This window comes from Chryseobacterium elymi (assembly GCF_003385495.1).
In the GTDB taxonomy this organism is placed as follows: Bacteria; Bacteroidota; Bacteroidia; order Flavobacteriales; family Weeksellaceae; genus Chryseobacterium; species Chryseobacterium elymi.
Window position 1 is genome coordinate 24,020 of sequence record NZ_QNUH01000001.1, and the last position, 18,440, is coordinate 42,459.

Below are 18,440 nucleotides of genomic sequence, written 5' to 3' on the forward strand. Positions count from 1 at the left end.
ATAAAATTTTGAAATGCTAATAATTTTCCGTTTTATCTTACAGCCTAAAACCTATTATTTTACACCTGCTAACTACAACCTATAGCCTAACATCTGCTACCTAACTAAACTTCATCCTCTGAATCCTAACTGCATTTAAAATAGCCAGCATCGCTACTCCTACATCTGCAAATACAGCTTCCCACATCGTTGCCAGACCTCCGGCTCCCAGGGCTAGGACTACAGCTTTTACCGCAAAGGCTAAAACAATATTCTGCCAAACGATTTTTTTGGTCTGTTTACCTATATTGATCGCCATTGGGATTTTGCTCGGTTTATCGTCCTGGATAACGACATCTGCGGTTTCAATCGTGGCATCACTTCCGAGTCCGCCCATAGCTATTCCTACGTCACTGAGTGCTACTACCGGAGCATCATTTACGCCATCGCCAACAAAGGCTACAGTTTGATTTTTTGCTTTGATTTCTTTTACTTTATTGACTTTGTCTTCCGGTAAGAGATCTCCAAAAGCACTGTCAATACCCAGTTGGTCTGCCACATATTTAACAACAGTACTTTTATCGCCGCTCAGCATAGTGGCTTTTACGCCCATTCTATGCAGGTTGTCAACAGTTTCTTTCGCATCGCTTTTTATACTGTCTGCAATGGTGATGTAGCCCGCAAACTTTTTATCATAAGCTATGGCAATAAGTGTGTAGACAATATTGGCATGATTGGTATCATAGGTGATATTGAATTTATCCATCAGCTTAAAATTACCAACCAATAATTCTTTTCCATTGACTGAAGCTTTTAAGCCATGTCCTGCAATTTCTTCCACATTTTCCAGGGGAAGAGAATGGTCAATCTCTCCTGCATAGTTATGGATTGCTGTGGCTACAGGGTGTGTACTTTTGCTTTCCAGGGCATTGACCAGTTTCAGGATCTCTTCTTTATTGAATTCGGACTGAATACTTACTTCCTGTACTTTGAATACGCCTTCCGTCATGGTTCCGGTTTTATCCATCACCACATTCTGGATTTCTGCGATACTGTCTAGGAAATTACTTCCTTTAAATAAGATCCCGTTTCTGCTTGCTGCTCCAATTCCCCCGAAATATCCTAAAGGAATGGAGATCACCAATGCACAAGGACATGAGATCACCAGAAAGATCAAGGCTCTGTATAACCAGTCTCTGAACTGATAATCATCAACAAAGAAATACGGCAGAAGACAGATTCCTATGGCCAGAAATACGACAATCGGTGTGTATACTTTTGCGAATTTTCTGATGAACAATTCGGTCGGTGCTTTCTGCGCAGTAGCGTTTTGAACCATTTCCAGAATTTTACTCAGCTTGCTGTCTTCGTAAGCGGTATTGACTTTTACGAGAGCAATGCTGTTCATATTGATCATCCCGGCCAGTACGGCTTCCCCTTTTGTTTTAGTGTCCGGTTTACTCTCACCTGTGAGCGCTGCGGTATTGAATGAAGCTGATTCGGTCATCAGCTCACCGTCAAGGGCCAGTTTTTCACCGGGCTTCAACTGGATGATATCTCCTATTTTGGTTTCTTTGGCTTTAATGGTCTTTGGTTGACTGGCTTCAATGATCGTCACCTCATCAGGTCGCTGATCCAATAAGGCCTTGATATTTCCTTTGGCTCTTGAAACGGCCATTCCCTGGAATACTTCTCCTACGGAATAGAAAAGCATTACAGCCACACCTTCGGGATATTCCCCGATCACAAATGCACCTACTGTAGCGATTCCCATCAGGAAAAATTCGGAGAATACATCTCCCTTGATGATGCTTTCATAGGCTTCCTTTAAGACCGGAATACCTACGGGAGCATAGGCCGCCAGATACCAGACCAAACGTACCCAGCCCGTGAACCATTCTGTTTTTACATAATTGTCTAATGCTATTCCTATCAGCAGCAACAGGAAAGAGATGATGGCAGGAAGAAACATCTGAAAAGGTGTTTTGTCTCCTGTATCGTGAGAGTGATCATGCCCGTCTCCTTCGGAATGATCGTGTGTATGCTGTTCTTTCTTTTTGGGTTTTGTACTGCAACATTCTTCCATAAATACTATTTTGATGTAAAATTAGGGTTATACTCCATGCAATACTATTGCAAACTTTCAAGACAGTTTTCGCAGATTCCTTTGGCAAAAAGTCTTATTTCATCGATTCTGAAATTGGCCTGAACATTTTCAGGGAAGGAAATATCTTCTCTGCAGGTGGTCTGCTTGCATATTTTGCAATAAAAATGCAGATGCCAGTCTTTGTGGGTTTTCTCATCGCAGCCGTCATCACATAATTTATATTTTGTAGTGGTATTTTCCTGTATGCTGTGGACAATTCCTTTTTCTTCAAACGTTTTCAGCGTCCGGTAAATGGTGGTCCTGTCCGCATGATCAAAATGATTTTCCACTTCCGAAAGGGAGAGTGCCGCTTCCTGCGTACTCAAAAAATCATACACCAGAATTCGCATGCTGGTAGGCTTGGTATTTTTATCGATGAGTTTGGTTTCTATATCTTTTTTCATTTGTACGATTATTTTAATGGATCACATTTCGTAATACAAAGAATTATCTTTTTTGACAGGAACGTTCTGATCTCCTGCCATCTGTTTAATATTAATTTCTATGGTCAGTGCCAATGCGGTCACAGGCGTATCCACAGGTCCGTTTTCAAAAGGATCCTGCATGATGATTGATGTTTTTTCTATTGCAAGAAACATGACCGGAATAAGGAACGTAATGATAATTTCAACAGCCAACTGTTCATCATCCAGTCCAAAAGGAAGAATGGCAGCAAAAACATAGATTAAGGTATGCAGCAAAATACTGTACGACCTTGGAAAAACTGTATTTTTAAGCCTTTCACATTTCCCCATACTGTCGCAGAGCCTGGTGATAATGTCATTCAGCTGCATCTGCTGAAAATCCGTTAGAACTTTTGAAGAAGCAATTTCTCTGAGCTGTTGGGAATGTCCATCCAGAAGGGCATTCGGAATATTCGCCGCTTTGATCTGATGGTCATCCAGATAATTCTGAACCCTGTCTGAAAAAGGCTGTCTTCTCAGAGATTCACCAAGAGCATACGTCCAGATGATCTGCCTTTCTGCAAATTCCTTTATGATTTTATCTTCTCCTGCCGGGAAAAACTGGATCACCAACCTCATCAGCGTTCTCGAATCATTCACTATCGCTCCCCAGACTGTTCTGGCTTCCCACCATCTTTCATAGGATTGGGAAGTCCGGAATGCCAGCAGCAATGAAACAGCCGTTCCCAAAAGAGCCGGAATATTAAGGGGAAGTGAAATTTTCCGGAACCACGGGAGAAGGTCTAATAATCCTATGGACACAGCAAATATTCCCATATACAGAATCTGGGTTTTTATTTCACGGATGAAATACCAGATGGATATTTTTTTGTTTAACAGCATAACTGAATGATGTATTAGAATGTTTCTTATTCTTACCCTGAAAATGTACCGTAAACACCTCTAATTTAGGCATAAAAATCGGTAGTTCTTCAGGCCGGTTTCTATAAATCGATGAGCATTTCCTTATTTTAATGCTCATGCCCGCCGGAATTGGAAAGTTTAGCATTAATGAAAAAAGCTCCTTTTACTACAATTCTGGCATCAGCAGGAATTCCTTTAACAGGCGTAATGGCTGTATAGCCCATGTCTGACGTTCCTTTTATCACTTCTAACTTTTCAAAATTTAAGGTTTTTTGATGTTGGACAGGTTCTCCTTTTTCATTTTTGTGATCGTCTCCACCTTCTTCCTCTTCATGCTCCTCCGGTTTTTTATCTGTGCGGATGAAGACATAGTATTTTCCGTCTGCTTCTACAATGGCTTCATTAGGGACGGCGGGCGTTGTATTTTTATCAAGACTGACGATGCCGGTGATATTCATGCCGTCGATCAGACCAGCTTTATTTCCGGTCACTGTGCCATGTACTGAGACCGTTTTGCTTTCGTTTTCAAAAGAAGATCCTACACTGTACACCATGGCATCATATTCTGTTTCAGGATTATTGGTCAGCTTAAAATGCACGATCTGCCCTACTCTCATTTTTGGAAGATCTTTTTCAAAAACCTGGAGGTCAAGGTGGATAGAATTGTTGTCAATGATTTCCGCCACAGGTGATGAAACATCTACATAGCTTCCGATCTGTGCTGAAATACTGCTTACGGTTCCGCTAATGGGTGCTGTAATCACCAACCCTGATCTCATATTGCTATTATTTACTTTTCCCGGACTTATTCCCATCATCTGAAGCTGTCTCAGCAGGGAAGCTTTTTTCGTTCTCAGGGTTTTAAGTTCTGCATCTGAACTCTGCAGGTTTTTCTTGGCACCTGCATCATTGTCAAAAAGCTCACGTTGTCTTCTGTATTCCTGTTCTGCATAGGTAATTCTGCTGTTCGTCGTCAGATATTCTTCCTGTAGCCGGATAAATTCAGGATTTGCAATGGTTGCGATCACCTGTCCTTTTTTTACGATACTTCCTACCTGTACATTCAGGGTTTTGATCACTCCGCCGTACAGAGAGGTGATTGTTGCTTTATTATTATTAGGAACTCTCAGAAGACCGTTTGCTTTGATGGTGGAAGTAAGTTCCTTCATTTCTATGGGACCTAAAGATATCCCGACGGATTTGATCTGGTCTTCGGTTAATGATGCGATAGTCTGGGGTGCTTCTTTATGACCGCCTTCAGTTTTTTCAGTCTTTTCTTCGTTTTTTTCAATCTGCGTTTCTTTTTTTCCGCAGCTTGAAAGTAAAAGTGCTGTGACAGTAAGAGATATGATATTGTGCTTTATTTTCATGTTACTTATTGATGATTGAATTAATGGTAACTACAGATTGGTTGACCTGCTGAATGGATTCTAAATATTTCAACTGAATATTGGTGGCGGTCTGCAGGGCAAAAAGATATTCTACATAAGAGATTTCCCCTGTTTTGTAGCCTAACTGAGCTGCTTTGACAATTTTTTCTGCATTCGGAATAGCCTGACTTACATAATATTCATACTGCTGTATATCCTGCTGATATTGTGCAAAAGCATTTTCAAGCTGTGTAGAAAGCTGATTCTGTTTCACCTTTGCATTGGTTTCAGCGGCCAGCTTTTCATATTCCAGAGACTGCATTCTTGCTTTTGTTGCTCCAAACGTCAACGGAATGGCAACGCCTACAGAGAAAGAATTGAAACGATCGCCCGCATTATAGAATTTTTCCTGCCCGTTTTTGGTATGGAAACCGATTAGCGACTGACTTGTCAAACCAAGACTGAATTCTGGAAGTCCCTGTGATTTTTCCACGTTTTTATTCTTTTCAGCGATCTCCATTTCGTGATAGAAAGCTTTGACCGTAGGATTATTAGCTACAGAAGAACTGTCGAGGATATTTTCTGTTCTCAAAGGTTCGTAATCGCTTTTAAAGGGAACTTCAACATCTTCGGAAGTATTTAATAAGGTCTTTAGATTTTTATAGGCATTGTTTAAATACACTTCATTCTGTTTCAGCAGCAGACTGATTTCACCCTTTTGGGTTTCTGCTGTGTTAATTTCAATCTTCTTGATATCTCCCGCTTTAAATCTTACGGTTGCAATCCTGATAAAATCCTGATAAAGACTGTCAAGATCTTTCAATTTAAATTTATTGTACTGAAGATATTCGATCTGATAATAATAGCTCCTTACCTGTTTGGTCAGCTCGTTCGCTGAAACTTCTTTATCGATCTGTCTGCTTCTGATATTTTCGGTGATCAATTCTCTTCTTGCTTTGAACAGCGTGGGAAAAGGAATGCTTTGTGAAATGGCAAATGACTGGTCAAATTTCGGGCTGTTGTATTGTCCAAGCTGGGCTTCAAAATTTAATTTGGGAAGTTCTTTTGCCGTTCCTTTCAAAACTTCGGCAGATTTTATACTGAGATCTTTTGATTTTAAAACCAAATTATTTTCGGCAGCCATTTCTACTGCCTGATCTACGGAAATCTGTCTGGTCTGCGCATTGAAGGTCTGTCCGAACATCAGAAATCCAAGAACGATAACTGTTGTGACTGGCTTAATTCTATTCATCTTTCGTGGAATCTTTGAATTAAAAATAATATAGAGCATTGGCAGGACAAATAAGGTAAGGAATGTTGCAGTTACTAACCCTCCGATGACTACGGTTGCCAATGGTTTCTGTACCTCAGCTCCCGCTCCCGTAGAAATCGCCATTGGCAGGAATCCTAATGAGGCTACCGTTGCCGTCATCAGAACGGGTCTCAATCTGGTTTTTGTTCCTTCATATACTCTTTTCAATACATCCGTCTCGCCCTCTTTTTCCAGTTGGTTAAAAGTTCCGATCAAAACGATTCCGTTAAGAACTGCGACTCCGAAAAGAGCAATAAACCCGATTCCGGCGCTGATACTGAACGGCATATCTCTCAAAAGAAGCGCAAATACGCCTCCGATGGCACTCATCGGAATGGCTGTAAAGATCAATGCGGCCTGCTTAAACGAGTGGAAGGTAAAATAAAGCAGCATAAAAATCAGAAAGAGAGAAACCGGAACAGCAATCATCAGACGCTTGCTGGCTTCCTGTAAATTTTCAAACTGTCCGCCATAGGTAAAATAATATCCGGAAGGTAACTTGATCTGTTGATCCAGTTTGGCCTGAATATCTTTCACCACACTTTGTACATCGCGGTCTTTTACATTGAAACCGATGACGATTCTTCTTTTTCCTTCTTCACGGCTGATCTGTGCAGGCCCCAGTTTATAGCTGATATTGGCGACCTGAGAAAGAGGAATCTGTGCTCCTGTACCTGTTGCGATCATTAAGTTATTCACATCATCAATATTCGTTCTGTGAAGACTGTCGAGACGGACTACAAGATCAAAACGCCTTTCGTTTTCAAAGACCTGACCGGCTGCTTTTCCGGCAAAGGCTGTACTTACGGCATTGTTTACATCTTCTATATTTAAACCATAATTGGCCATTCTTGTTCTGTCGTATTCTACGTTAATTTGGGGAAGTCCACTTATTCTTTCAATCTGGGGAGGAGTGGCTCCATCAACAGTCTGGATGATCTTTCCTACTTTATCTGCATAAATAGACAGCGAATCCAGGTTTTCACCGAAAATTTTAACGGCAACGTCCTGTCTGATCCCCGTCATCAATTCATTGAAACGCATCTGAATCGGCTGATTCTTTTCAAAAAACACCCCGGGAATGGTTTCTAATTTTTCACTGATCTCATCAGCGAGTTCTGTATATGATTTTTTTGATTTCCATTCGCTTTGTGGTTTTAAAACGACAATCAGGTCGGTAGCTTCGGGAGGCATCGGGTCGGTAGGAACCTCAGCGGAACCGGTTTTTCCAACAACCATTTTCACCTCATCAAACTGTTTGATAAGCCTTGAAGCCTGCATGGAGGTTTCGATACTCTGGCTGAGTGAACTTCCCTGCGGCAGGATACAGTGGAATGCATAATCCCCTTCCTGCAGCTGCGGAATAAATTCGCCACCCATATTTTTGAAAATAAAGGCACTGATGACGAAGATGAAAATCGTGACCGAAACAATGATGTATTTTACTTTAACAGCTTTCTGCAGCATCGGCTGATAGATCTTCTGCAGGAAGTTCATCATCTTATCTGAAAAGGTTTCTTTATGGGAAATCTTTTTGGACAAGAACAGGGCACTCATCATCGGAATATAGGTCAGTGAAAGGATCAACGCTCCTAAAATGGCAAATCCTACTGTTTTAGCCATCGGAGTAAACATTTTTCCTTCGACTCCGGCCAGTGTAAGGATTGGAATGTAAACGATAAGGATAATAATTTCTCCGAAAGCGGCACTGCTTCTGATCTTTGATGCCGAAAGAAAAACTTCTTCGTCCATTTCGTTCTGAGTAAGATTCCGTACAGATTTTCTTACGCCTAAATGATGCAAAGTGGCTTCAACAATGATCACGGCGCCATCCACAATCAATCCGAAATCTATAGCACCAAGACTCATTAAATTGGCACTGACTCCAAAAACATTCATCATTCCCAAAGCAAAAAGGAGCGATAATGGAATAGCTGAAGCCACAATAAGTCCTGCCCTAAGATTTCCAAGGAAAACCACCAGGACGAAAATAACAATAAGAGCACCTTCAATAAGATTTTTTTTTACGGTATTGATCGCTCTTCCAACGAGGTCTGTTCTGTCTAAGAATGGTTCTATCACCACATCATCGGGAAGCGATTTCTGAATGGTTGGGATTTTAGCTTTAATACGGCTAACCACGTCGTTACTGTTGGCTCCTTTCAGCATCATGACAACACCGCCTACCGCATCTACTTTTCCGTTGTAGGTCAATGCTCCGTAACGCACAGCGCTTCCGAAACACACCTCTGCAACATCTTTTATAAAAATCGGAACGCTTCCAGTTTCATTTTTTACGGAGATATTTTTAATGTCCTCCAATGAGGTTACAAAACCGATTCCCCGGATAAAATAGGCATTCGGTTTTTTGTCTATATAAGCTCCACCGGTATTCTGGTTGTTTTTTTCCAGGGCTGTAAAAATGTCGGAAATACTTACGCCCATTGCTTTAAGGCGGTCTGGATTCACACCGACTTCATATTGTTTCAATTCTCCTCCGAAACTGTTGATTTCCGCAACGCCCGGCGTTCCGTTCAGCTGTCTGCGGACAATCCAGTCCTGCATGGTTCGGAGCTCTTTGGCTGAGTATTTCTTTTCGCTTCCTTTTTTAGGATGGAGAATATACTGGTAAACCTCTCCCAGACCGGTACTTACAGGCGCAAGCTCGGGAGTCCCTACTCCCTTGGGGATTTCTTCAACGGCCAGCTTCAGCTGTTCATTGATAAGCTGCCTGGCAAAATAAACGTCTACATTTTCTTTGAACACTACGGTAATTACAGAAAGCCCAAACCTTGAGATACTTCTGGTTTCCTGAATATCAGGAACATTGGCAATACTCTGCTCTATGGGAAAGGTAACCAGCTGCTCAACTTCCTGTCCTGCGAGTGTAGGACATACTGTGATGATCTGCACCTGATTATTGGTAATGTCAGGAACCGCATCTATGGGTAGTCTTGTAGCACTCCATACTCCCCAGATAATGAGAAGCAGGGTCATGATACCCACTACCACCTTGTTTTTGATACTGAATTTTATGATTTTATCTAACACGATCTGTATTTAATTTTTTATTGGTAATAGGTGCATACGGCAATAATGCCGTTGCAAAAATATCACGAAGACCTCTGCAATGGTATTACAAAGTTCAATAGATAGAAAGTCTAACTTTCTACTCATCAATAAAAATTAAATCTTAGGAGGCTGCCAGATATGGTCGTACATCTGGTAAGCGAAATTGTTTTTCTGAAAAAGAATTTTCTTTGAAAAGTAAGCCTGAACAAGGCTCTGAACTTCAAACAAAGGATCCATTTTGAAAGAAGAAACCGTCATTTGACAGCAGCTGCATGTACACATTGGTGAGCAGATATCTCCTTTATCTTTTGAATGGGATTCCTGAATACTGAATGATAGTTTGATTTCTGAAGGCCCTGCAGGACGGTGCACATCTTCGCAAGGCATCAGTGATAATGCCATGAAATAGAATGCAAGTATCCATCTTAACAGGTTCATATGGACAAAGGTAAAGTTTTTTTCTAAAATGGGAAGGTTGTGCGAGGATTTAATATATTTTTGGCATCTAATTACTTTTTAAGGAGCATTAATTTTTCAAAAAAATTAACACTGATAAACAATCATCTACAAATTCAAAATCCAGTATTTCATTTGCCTTTCATACTTAATATTTTTTTGATTTAAAAGGAATTTTAACTAAAAATATTATGTTTTTTTTAAAATTCATCATCATATAATTCCCATTTTAATGATTTGCATCATTATTGTCAGTTTTTGATTTAAATATTCTTTATTTTTGCTGAAAAAACATAACCTCATTACTAAAAAACACACCCTTCAGTCACTAGTTATTGACGTTTCATTAAATCCACAATACCGAGCTAAAATTCTTTTAATCATCTCACTGCCAAATTCGGTGGAAAATATTATAAAGAAAGTTTAGTAATGAGGAAAATAGCTAAATTTATTTAATTGAAAAAAACAACTTTAATATTCAAAAACAGATGAAAGTTAAATTATTATCATTAGCCCTATTGGCATCGTCCTTTACTTTTGCCCAGTTATACACTCCAGCCGGCACATTGCAAACCTCCTCAACTAACTATATTGGCATTGGAACCAATGCTCCTGAAGCGAGTCTTGATATTAATGCAAACAGCAGTATTCCTATCATTAGAGGTAGTGGGAACTATATCCCAACCGGACTGAGATTTATTGATGATTCATATACACAATCCGGCCAGGTAAAGGAATGGAGTATATGGAAAGGTAATACCTGGGCAAAAGGGTTGGGATTCATGAGATATGATGCCGTTAACAGTTGTGCAGGAGGAATTTGTGATGTGCCTTTATTCTTAGCAGACGATGGTAATATAGGTATAAATACAAGTTCACCCCAAGAGAAACTTTCTATTTATGGGAAGCATTACACTTCTACAATCTTATTGCATGCAGACAATGATGGTAATGCTCCTGCTGATTTAATGATTTGGGCTTCTGAACCAGGATTAACCTATTCCGGAGTAGGTATTGGAAATAATATAAAGAATCGTTTGAATGGGGTCAGTATGGAAAGAATAAACCCTTCAAAAGGAGGTTCATATATTCGATTGTTAGATAATGAAATTAATTTTAATCTAGTATCCGGTGGAGGGCTCAAGCAACAGACTCTGACTTTACATTCCAACGGCAATGCATCATTGCAAGGTAAATTTGAAGCTAAAGAAGTAAAAGTAACTCTTACACCTACAGCTGACTTTGTTTTTGATGAGAATTATAATCTTCCAAAATTAGAAGATGTAGAAAAGCATATCAAAGAAAAAAAACACCTTCCTGAAATTGCTTCAGCAAAAGTAATGGAAAAAGAAGGAGTAAATGTAAGTGAGTTTCAAATTAAATTACTGCAAAAAATAGAAGAACTTACCCTATACTCAATCGAGCAAAGTAAGCAAATAAAATCTCAATCAGAACAAATTAGTTTGCTGAAGGAAGAAAACAAATCCTTAAAGATACAATCTGAAAAGCTGGAAAAATTTGAAAAGCAATTGGAAAAACTTCTTTCTGAAAAAAAATAAACACTCATGAAAAAAAAAATACTTTCTTTCTCCTCCCTAATGATAGGATTTTTAGGATTCTCACAAACTGAAGTCTATTTCAAATATGACGAAGCTGGCAACCAAAGATACAGAGGCCCTAATGTTGCAGGAAAAACAGCTCCCGCTGAAACAGCAAAACAGGAAACTAAAACAGTAACTCCCCTGCAACAGCAAGAAGCTCCTGCCATGGATGAAAAAACTTTCCTGAAACAGATAAGACTATATCCTGTACCCGTTAATGACGTTCTTACCATAGACTGGACTGAAGAAGCAGACGATCTTATAGAATCCGTTTCGCTGTATCAGCACAGTACGGTACACTGGAAATTCCAACAGCAGAATATTCCTGCATTGAACCGTCAGCTGAAGATCAATATGACAGGATATGACTGGGGAATCTATATTCTACGCTTCACACTGAAAGACGGAAGAGTCTTCGGTAGAAACGTTACTAAAAGATAAAAATACAAACATGAAATTTTACGATAAGAAAATAAAGTTATTTTCATCATTTATACTGTCCTTGTGTTCAGTATTGGGCTTTTCGCAGACCATATTGTACCAGACAGAAAGTACCACACGAACGGTTCAGGATCCGCAAACAGTTATTTTAACTGAAGGATTCCATGCAAAATCAGATATTTCCAATCCTTTTATTGCTAAGATTGGTCCTGCTACGGAAAATGCGGGAGGAGGACCTGTTGATTCCGGAGCAGGAGCAACCAATCCATCAGGGACAACTGCTCCGGCAGGAAAAAGCTTCCACGACACCGAGGGAAACATCGAAGTTAACGGGGGTGGTCAATTACAGTTTACTTTACCCATTGCTTTACCACCGGGAATTAAATCTGTAGCTCCTCAGATCAATTTGGTGTATACCAGTGGTTCGTCCAATGGAATTTCCGGCTATGGTTGGAATTTATCTGGATTAACAGCTGTATCAAGAGCCGGAAGAACCGTGGAAAAAGATGGAGAAGCTAAAGGTGTACAATTAGATGAATCAGATTATTACAGCTTTAATGGACAAAGACTCATTTTAAAGTCTGGAGAATATGGTAAGGACGGTGCAGAATATGTTACTGAAAAATACTCTAATGTAAAAGTTAAATCCATTGGCTCAATCACAGGACAAGCTTGGAAAGGTCCTGAATATTGGGAAGTAACTTTTGAGGATGGCTCACAGGCTTGGTATGGGGCAACTGCTTCAGGGCTTAGTAATGCCAGAACTCCTATCGAATACAATATTGTAAAATGGAAAGATAGTAAAGGTAATTATATCACTTATAATTATTTGCAGGCAGGTTTCTCAAATATCGCTACGATTTCAAGCATTCAATGGGGAGGGAATGAAACACTGGGCAAACCTCATTTTAACAAAATAGATTTTACTTACATTAGCAGAAGCTTAGCCGAAGATTCTTATATAGGAGGAACTCGTTTTTTACAGACTCAACTGTTATCTGAAATTAAAGTAAGCTCCAACGGAAGCCAATTTAAAAAATATGGAATTGATTATTTAAAAAACGGGTCAAATTATCAGGTAGTTGATAAAATAACAGAATATAATGCCGATAACATTGCCGCCAATCCGGCAACTTTTACTTATCCAACTCCTACACAGCCCGTTTTAGAGTTTTCAAACAACAATGTAGATAGTTTTGATAACGTAAAAATAACAGGTGATTTTAATGGTGACTCTTATCTGGATTTCATCTTAAATAATGGCATTGTAAAGCTTGGCGGCCTCAATGATACCTTTACTGATGTTTCTACAGGTAAAATTTTTAATTCAGAAGCAAAGGTTGTCCATACTTTATTGGATGAAGAGGGGCAAGTCTATAACGGAAATGGGATTGTCCAATACGAAGGCGGTAAAGTAGTAGGTTATATTTTTAGGGATAATACTTTTGTTAAAGTATTTGAAAAGGAGGTTTATGTTGATTCTAACTGTACTTACCAGGGAGGCGGTGTAGGTTGTCGAATAGAAAAGGCATCATTTAATGAAGGAGATATCAATGGAGATGGTATTTCGGATGTATTTGTGACTATCAATAAAGAAGAATGTCAGTTTGAGCCGACCCCGGGATGTAATGATTTAAATTCTACTTCAGCACCAGCGGGTGATGGTGATGTTAACAGGCCACCACCATGCCACGAACTAAAATGTTATACCTATTTGGTGGGAAATTATATCGTTGATTTAAAAAATGCAAACAATCCTCTATCTACCTATACTGTTGATTCGGGAATCAATGAAAGTACCTATTATCAACAACAGTATCTGGATGTAGATGGTGATGGGAAAGTAGATATTATTAATGTTTCCAATACGGCCTATACCGTATTTGAGTTTGTAAAAACTGCTCCTAATCAATATCTCAAAAAAATAAGATTCACAGGTAATTTAGCCGAAACAAAAGCACCGGATTCTCCTGTATTATTTGGAGACTTTAACGGTGACGGAAACCTTGACTTTACAATTCCAACTTCAGATACACAGGAAAGAGATAACTGGAGGTTTTATATAGGTACTGAAAAAAACTTTTCTAATATCTTAAAAACAAACTTTTTGAAATATAGAAAACCTAATGACTATCAAAACAGTAGTCACCCTACTTTTAATATATACAGGAATTATTATTCAGCATTAGATATCAATAAAGACGGTAAATCTGATATTGTACATATTAACTCTTTTAATAAAGCAGGTCAGGTAAATTCAAGCGGAGCTATACTTAATAGATATTTTGGTTATACTATCGCCGCTTATACAGCTAACGGAGCTGCTACAAATGGCGGTCTTGATTTCTTTACCAGTTATACTTATGGAGGATATAATTATGTAACCTGGGATGTTGGCAATTTTACGTTATTTTCCCCGATCACTTCACAGGTTAAAGTTAATAATAACTATTATGATGTATTTTTATTCTGGAAAGAAAGGATGCACAAGCTTAAATCACCCTCTTCGGTTGGAAAGCTGTCTCGGGTACAAACAATTACCCAGGGAGGAATTACTACATCAGCAGATTATTTGGAGGTAATTCCGAATAATCCTCTTAACCCTAATTTTTATCAAAAGGTTAAAAAAGAGTATTATCCATATTTTTCTTTAAGCAGGGTTGACCAATCCTATGCTGTATCCCAGTTAAGACAAGAGGGAAGAAAGCAGGATTTCCGATACAGAGGTATGACCGGACATATGCATGGAAAAGGGATGATGGGCTATCATCAGTCTGCCCGCTCGTCTTGGTATGCTGATGGATTTGAAAATATCAAGATCTGGTCTGGAGCAGAAACCGATCCTCTTTTTGATGGAATTCCGGTAAAAGAATGGAGCATTAAAACCAATGATGAATCCAACATATTCCCTGCTGATATTTCTGAAAACAACACCCAGTTATTAAGTTTTAAATCTACTGTTTACCAAACAGATAAGCTATTAAACGGACAAATTGTAACAGGAGTAATTGCTGATACGGATAAACCGAAAGTTGTAACAGCTACTGTTCCCACAAGTACTAAAACAAAGGACTTCCTGAATGGTACATTAACAAATACTTCTATCACTTATGGGGATTATTATCTTCCAAAGCAAAGTGTATCGAATGTTAATAATGGATATGCCATAACAACTTCTAATTTTGAATATATTCATAATTTCTCAGGAATTGGACCAGATTACTTTGTAGGTCGTCCTCAATCTAAAACCGATGCAGTACAGGCTTATGGAGATACCAAATTGGCAAAAGAAGAATACGTTTACGAAAATAATCTTCTTAAAACCTTAAAAACCTGGAGCAGGGATAATACAGGCTACTTACAGGAAACCTACAATTACGATGGTTTTGGTAATATCACCGGAAAAACAGTCAGCAATAGCGTAGATTCTCAAACTCAGACAGAAGCAAGTGTATATGATCCGAAAGGAAGGTTTGTAGAGAAAAAGACCGATAATTTAGGATTAGAAACGAATATTGAATATAATGACTGGGGACAGATCAAAAAACAAACTGATCCGTTAGGAAATATCCTTACCAATACCTATGATGCATGGGGTAAACTCCTTACTTCCAAAACAAATCTTGGAGGAACAACTACCTATAAGTATGAAAGAGATGATAATGCTAATATTACTGTTATCCAATACGATCCTGATGGAAATATCTCTAAAAAATTTACTAACAGATTGGGTCAGGATTATAAAACCTCTGCTAAAGCATTTGGACAGGGACAGTTTATTTCTAAAGATACCCAATATGATGTACTGGGAAGAAAAATTAAAGAATCTGAGCCTTATTTTGACGGTCAAAGTGCCAACCAATGGAATCTGATTGCTTATGATGATTCTGTTTTTCCTATCACCAAGGCAACTGCTACTGGGTTCAATGGGAAGCAGATGGAAACTACTGTTTCAGGCTTGACCACAATTGTCAAAGAACTTAACGGTTATGGAAGAACTACTTCCAAAACCACTGATGCTTTAGGAAATGTAATTTCTTCGACAGACAAAGGAGGAACGATTACTTTCACCTATAATGCAGCCGGAGAACAGATAAAGGCACAATATGCTGAAAATATTGTTACCACTAAATATGACTCATGGGGGAGAAAATCAGAGTTCCATGATCCTTCCAACGGATTGTATAAATATGAATATGACGGATTCGGGCAACCGAAGAAGATCATTAGCCCGAAAGGAACCAAAGAATATACGTATAATAATCTGGGGCAGCTGATAACTCAAAATGAAATTTCAACCACAGACGGAGGACAGGCTACCAACAAGACAATTTCTTTTACTTATGATAATAAAGGAAGGGTAATCTCAAAAGGTGGAACCTCAAAAGGAAAAGCGTACAGTTCAAATATATCCTACGATCCACAAGGAAGAGTATTGTCATCTTCGGAAAGCAGCAACGGGAAATACTTTATTCAGAAAGGTATTACTTATGATGATAAAGCAAGGGTAATTTCTTATGAGAAGCAACTCTATTCTTCCGGTGTTCTTACCAAGGTTCAGATTGAAAATGTGTATAGTGCATGGAATGGAGAATTATATCTGGTAAAAGATAAAAATTCAGGAAAAATCCTTTGGGAGCTTAAAGAAACTAATGCCAAAGGACAAGCCCTAAAAGCAAAGCTGGGAGCAGCAGATATCAACAATACTTACGATACAAATGGATTCTTAACAAATGTTAATCATTCATCAGCTGTTAAGCCAAGTATTTTACAACTTTCCTATTCATTTAATGCCATAAAAAATGAATTGAATAGTAGAACAACGGGAGGAGATTTCAATATTGTAGAATCTTTTGATTACGATGATAATAACCGTTTGGTAAATTGGACAAATCCGGTAACAGGAGTTAAACCATCTTCCAACCGAAATGTCTACGATATTAAGGGTAGAATCATGGAGAACGATCAGGTAGGAACGATGAAGTATGAAAATTCTGCCAAGATTTACCAGCCAACCGGAATGACGTTGAATGCGGCAGGAACTCAGAATTATAACAATGACTTAATCCAAAGCATTGCTTATAACGAAAACAATGATCCAGTTTTTATTGATGGAATGAAAGGCGATGTTGCTTTCCAGTACGGACTCACCAGCATGAGACAAAGAGTTAGCTATGGTGGTAACTTCAGCATTGATGGAGACGGTAAGTTTACCAAATTCTACAGTGAAGACGGAAGTTTTGAAGTTTTAAAAGACAACACTACAGGAAAAGAAAAACATATTTTATATATCGGAGGAACACCTTATGAATCAAATATTGTATATTTAAAGAACTTTGATGAGACTAGCGGTTCCTATAAATTTTTACATAAAGATTATATAGGTAGTATCTTAGCGATCAGTGATGAAGCTGGAAATAAACTAGAACAAAGACATTTTGATGCATGGGGTAATTTTACTCATCTACAAATAGGAAACGGAGCAATCATTACAGATAAGAATATTATTGATAATGCCTCTTTATTAGTAGATAGGGGCTACACCAGCCACGAGCATTTTGCAGAAGTAGGAATCATTCACATGAATGGTAGATTATATGATCCGTTATTAAGAAGGTTCTTAAATGCAGATGAGAACATTCAAGATCCCTATAATACCCAGAATTATAACAAATATGGGTATGTAATGAATAATCCGTTGATGTTTAATGACCCGAGTGGGGAATTCTGGCAGTTTTTAGCAATTCCTATTGTTAAAGCGGTACTTTTTGCTGTAGTCTCTTACACAGCTATTACTTTGATAACTGGTGCGAAGTTTAATATTCTGAACTTATATTCTTCCATCGTAATGGGACTGATAAGTGCGGGGATAACAACTGTTATAGGAGATGTCTTTTCTACTGCTACAGCAAGTATAGGTAATGAGGCTTTAAGAAGTCTCGTCCACGCAGGAGTACAGGGAACACTGAGCTTTATGCAGGGAGGTAATTTCTTTACTGCGGCAGCGAGTGCATTTTTATCAAGTGCGGTATCTTTTGGGTATGGGCAGGCTGTTGGAGCTGCAGCGTACAACGGTGCAAGCCAGGTAGCATTGGGAATGCTTTCCGGCGGTGTAGGTCATGCTCTTGCAAGAGGTAACTTTTGGGAAGGTGTGAAGATTGGAGGTATTGTTGCGTTATTTAATCATACGATGCATAAAGTTTCTACCTCTATTGAATATAAAGAAAAACTTACACAGTTTTTAAAAGATAATGGAGTCGATCCATCTGCAAAACCTACACAAGCAGTTTTAGATACATATAAAACTATCTTTAAAGAATATTGGGATCAAAGTGCCCAATGGGTAGAATTTGCAGATGGAAAAAGTATTGCCCAATGGGAAAAAGGAGACGGCTCTAAGTTATCAGTCACTACAAGAGGAACTTTAAAACTTAGCACAGGAGGTAGTGCTTGGGGAATCACAAATTCTAAAGGAGAAGTAATTTTAGCTCCGGGCCTTCTTTCAAAAAACAATTATAGACTTGCCTCTACATTTATACATGAAATGAGACATTCTATCGATTATGTTTCAGGATTTTATAATACGTTTTGGCAGTTGCCAAATATCACTCATATTATGGAATATAGGGCGTATTTTGAACAATACAAATGGACGGGAACTATGGAAGCGGAAGGTTATAATAATAAAGTTAAAATGGGATCTGTACCCTCTTTTTTACTCATAAAATAATTAAA

Annotated in this window: 9 protein-coding genes; 3 read left to right on the forward strand and 6 right to left on the reverse strand. The window is 38.6% G+C overall.

Annotated features, from left to right (window positions below):
- Window positions 1–100: 100 nt before the first annotated feature.
- From DRF60_RS00150 to DRF60_RS00175, 6 genes are all read right to left on the reverse strand, one after another.
- Entirely contained in the window at window positions 101–2,065 is a 1,965-nt protein-coding gene (locus DRF60_RS00150; protein ID WP_116010111.1) for a heavy metal translocating P-type ATPase, read from the reverse strand.
- Window positions 2,066–2,109: 44 nt separating this feature from the next.
- Window positions 2,110–2,529: a Fur family transcriptional regulator gene (locus DRF60_RS00155; RefSeq protein ID WP_116010112.1), complete on the reverse strand. Its 420-nt coding sequence runs from the start codon at window positions 2,527–2,529 to the stop codon at window positions 2,110–2,112.
- A 21-nt stretch (window positions 2,530–2,550) separates the two neighbouring features.
- Complete coding sequence (locus DRF60_RS00160) at window positions 2,551–3,432, reverse strand: bestrophin family protein (RefSeq protein ID WP_116010113.1); 882 nt, start codon at window positions 3,430–3,432, stop codon at window positions 2,551–2,553.
- A 128-nt stretch (window positions 3,433–3,560) separates the two neighbouring features.
- Window positions 3,561–4,823: an efflux RND transporter periplasmic adaptor subunit gene (locus DRF60_RS00165; protein WP_116010114.1), complete on the reverse strand. Its 1,263-nt coding sequence runs from the start codon at window positions 4,821–4,823 to the stop codon at window positions 3,561–3,563.
- Window position 4,824: 1 nt separating this feature from the next.
- The gene (locus DRF60_RS00170; RefSeq protein ID WP_116010115.1) at window positions 4,825–9,186 is read right to left on the reverse strand and encodes a CusA/CzcA family heavy metal efflux RND transporter; all 4,362 of its coding nucleotides are present in this window, start codon (window positions 9,184–9,186) and stop codon (window positions 4,825–4,827) included.
- Window positions 9,187–9,321: 135 nt separating this feature from the next.
- Window positions 9,322–9,645 carry a DUF6660 family protein gene (locus DRF60_RS00175; RefSeq protein ID WP_116010116.1) on the reverse strand — a complete coding sequence of 108 codons (324 nt, stop codon included), beginning with the start codon at window positions 9,643–9,645 and terminating at the stop codon, window positions 9,322–9,324.
- 506 nt (window positions 9,646–10,151) lie between these two features.
- On the opposite strand from DRF60_RS00175, the gene DRF60_RS00180 reads away from it, so the two are divergent.
- Genes DRF60_RS00180 through DRF60_RS00190 form a run of 3 tightly spaced genes read left to right on the forward strand, consistent with a single transcriptional unit; the run spans window position 10,152 to window position 18,435 of the window.
- Window positions 10,152–11,222, forward strand: a complete 1,071-nt coding sequence (locus DRF60_RS00180) for a hypothetical protein (RefSeq protein WP_116010117.1) — start codon at window positions 10,152–10,154, stop codon at window positions 11,220–11,222.
- Window positions 11,223–11,228: 6 nt separating this feature from the next.
- On the forward strand, window positions 11,229–11,705 hold the full coding sequence (locus tag DRF60_RS00185; protein ID WP_116010118.1) for a hypothetical protein: 477 nt from the start codon (window positions 11,229–11,231) through the stop codon (window positions 11,703–11,705).
- 10 nt (window positions 11,706–11,715) lie between these two features.
- Entirely contained in the window at window positions 11,716–18,435 is a 6,720-nt protein-coding gene (locus DRF60_RS00190; protein WP_238639938.1) for an RHS repeat-associated core domain-containing protein, read from the forward strand.
- Window positions 18,436–18,440: the final 5 nt, after the last annotated feature.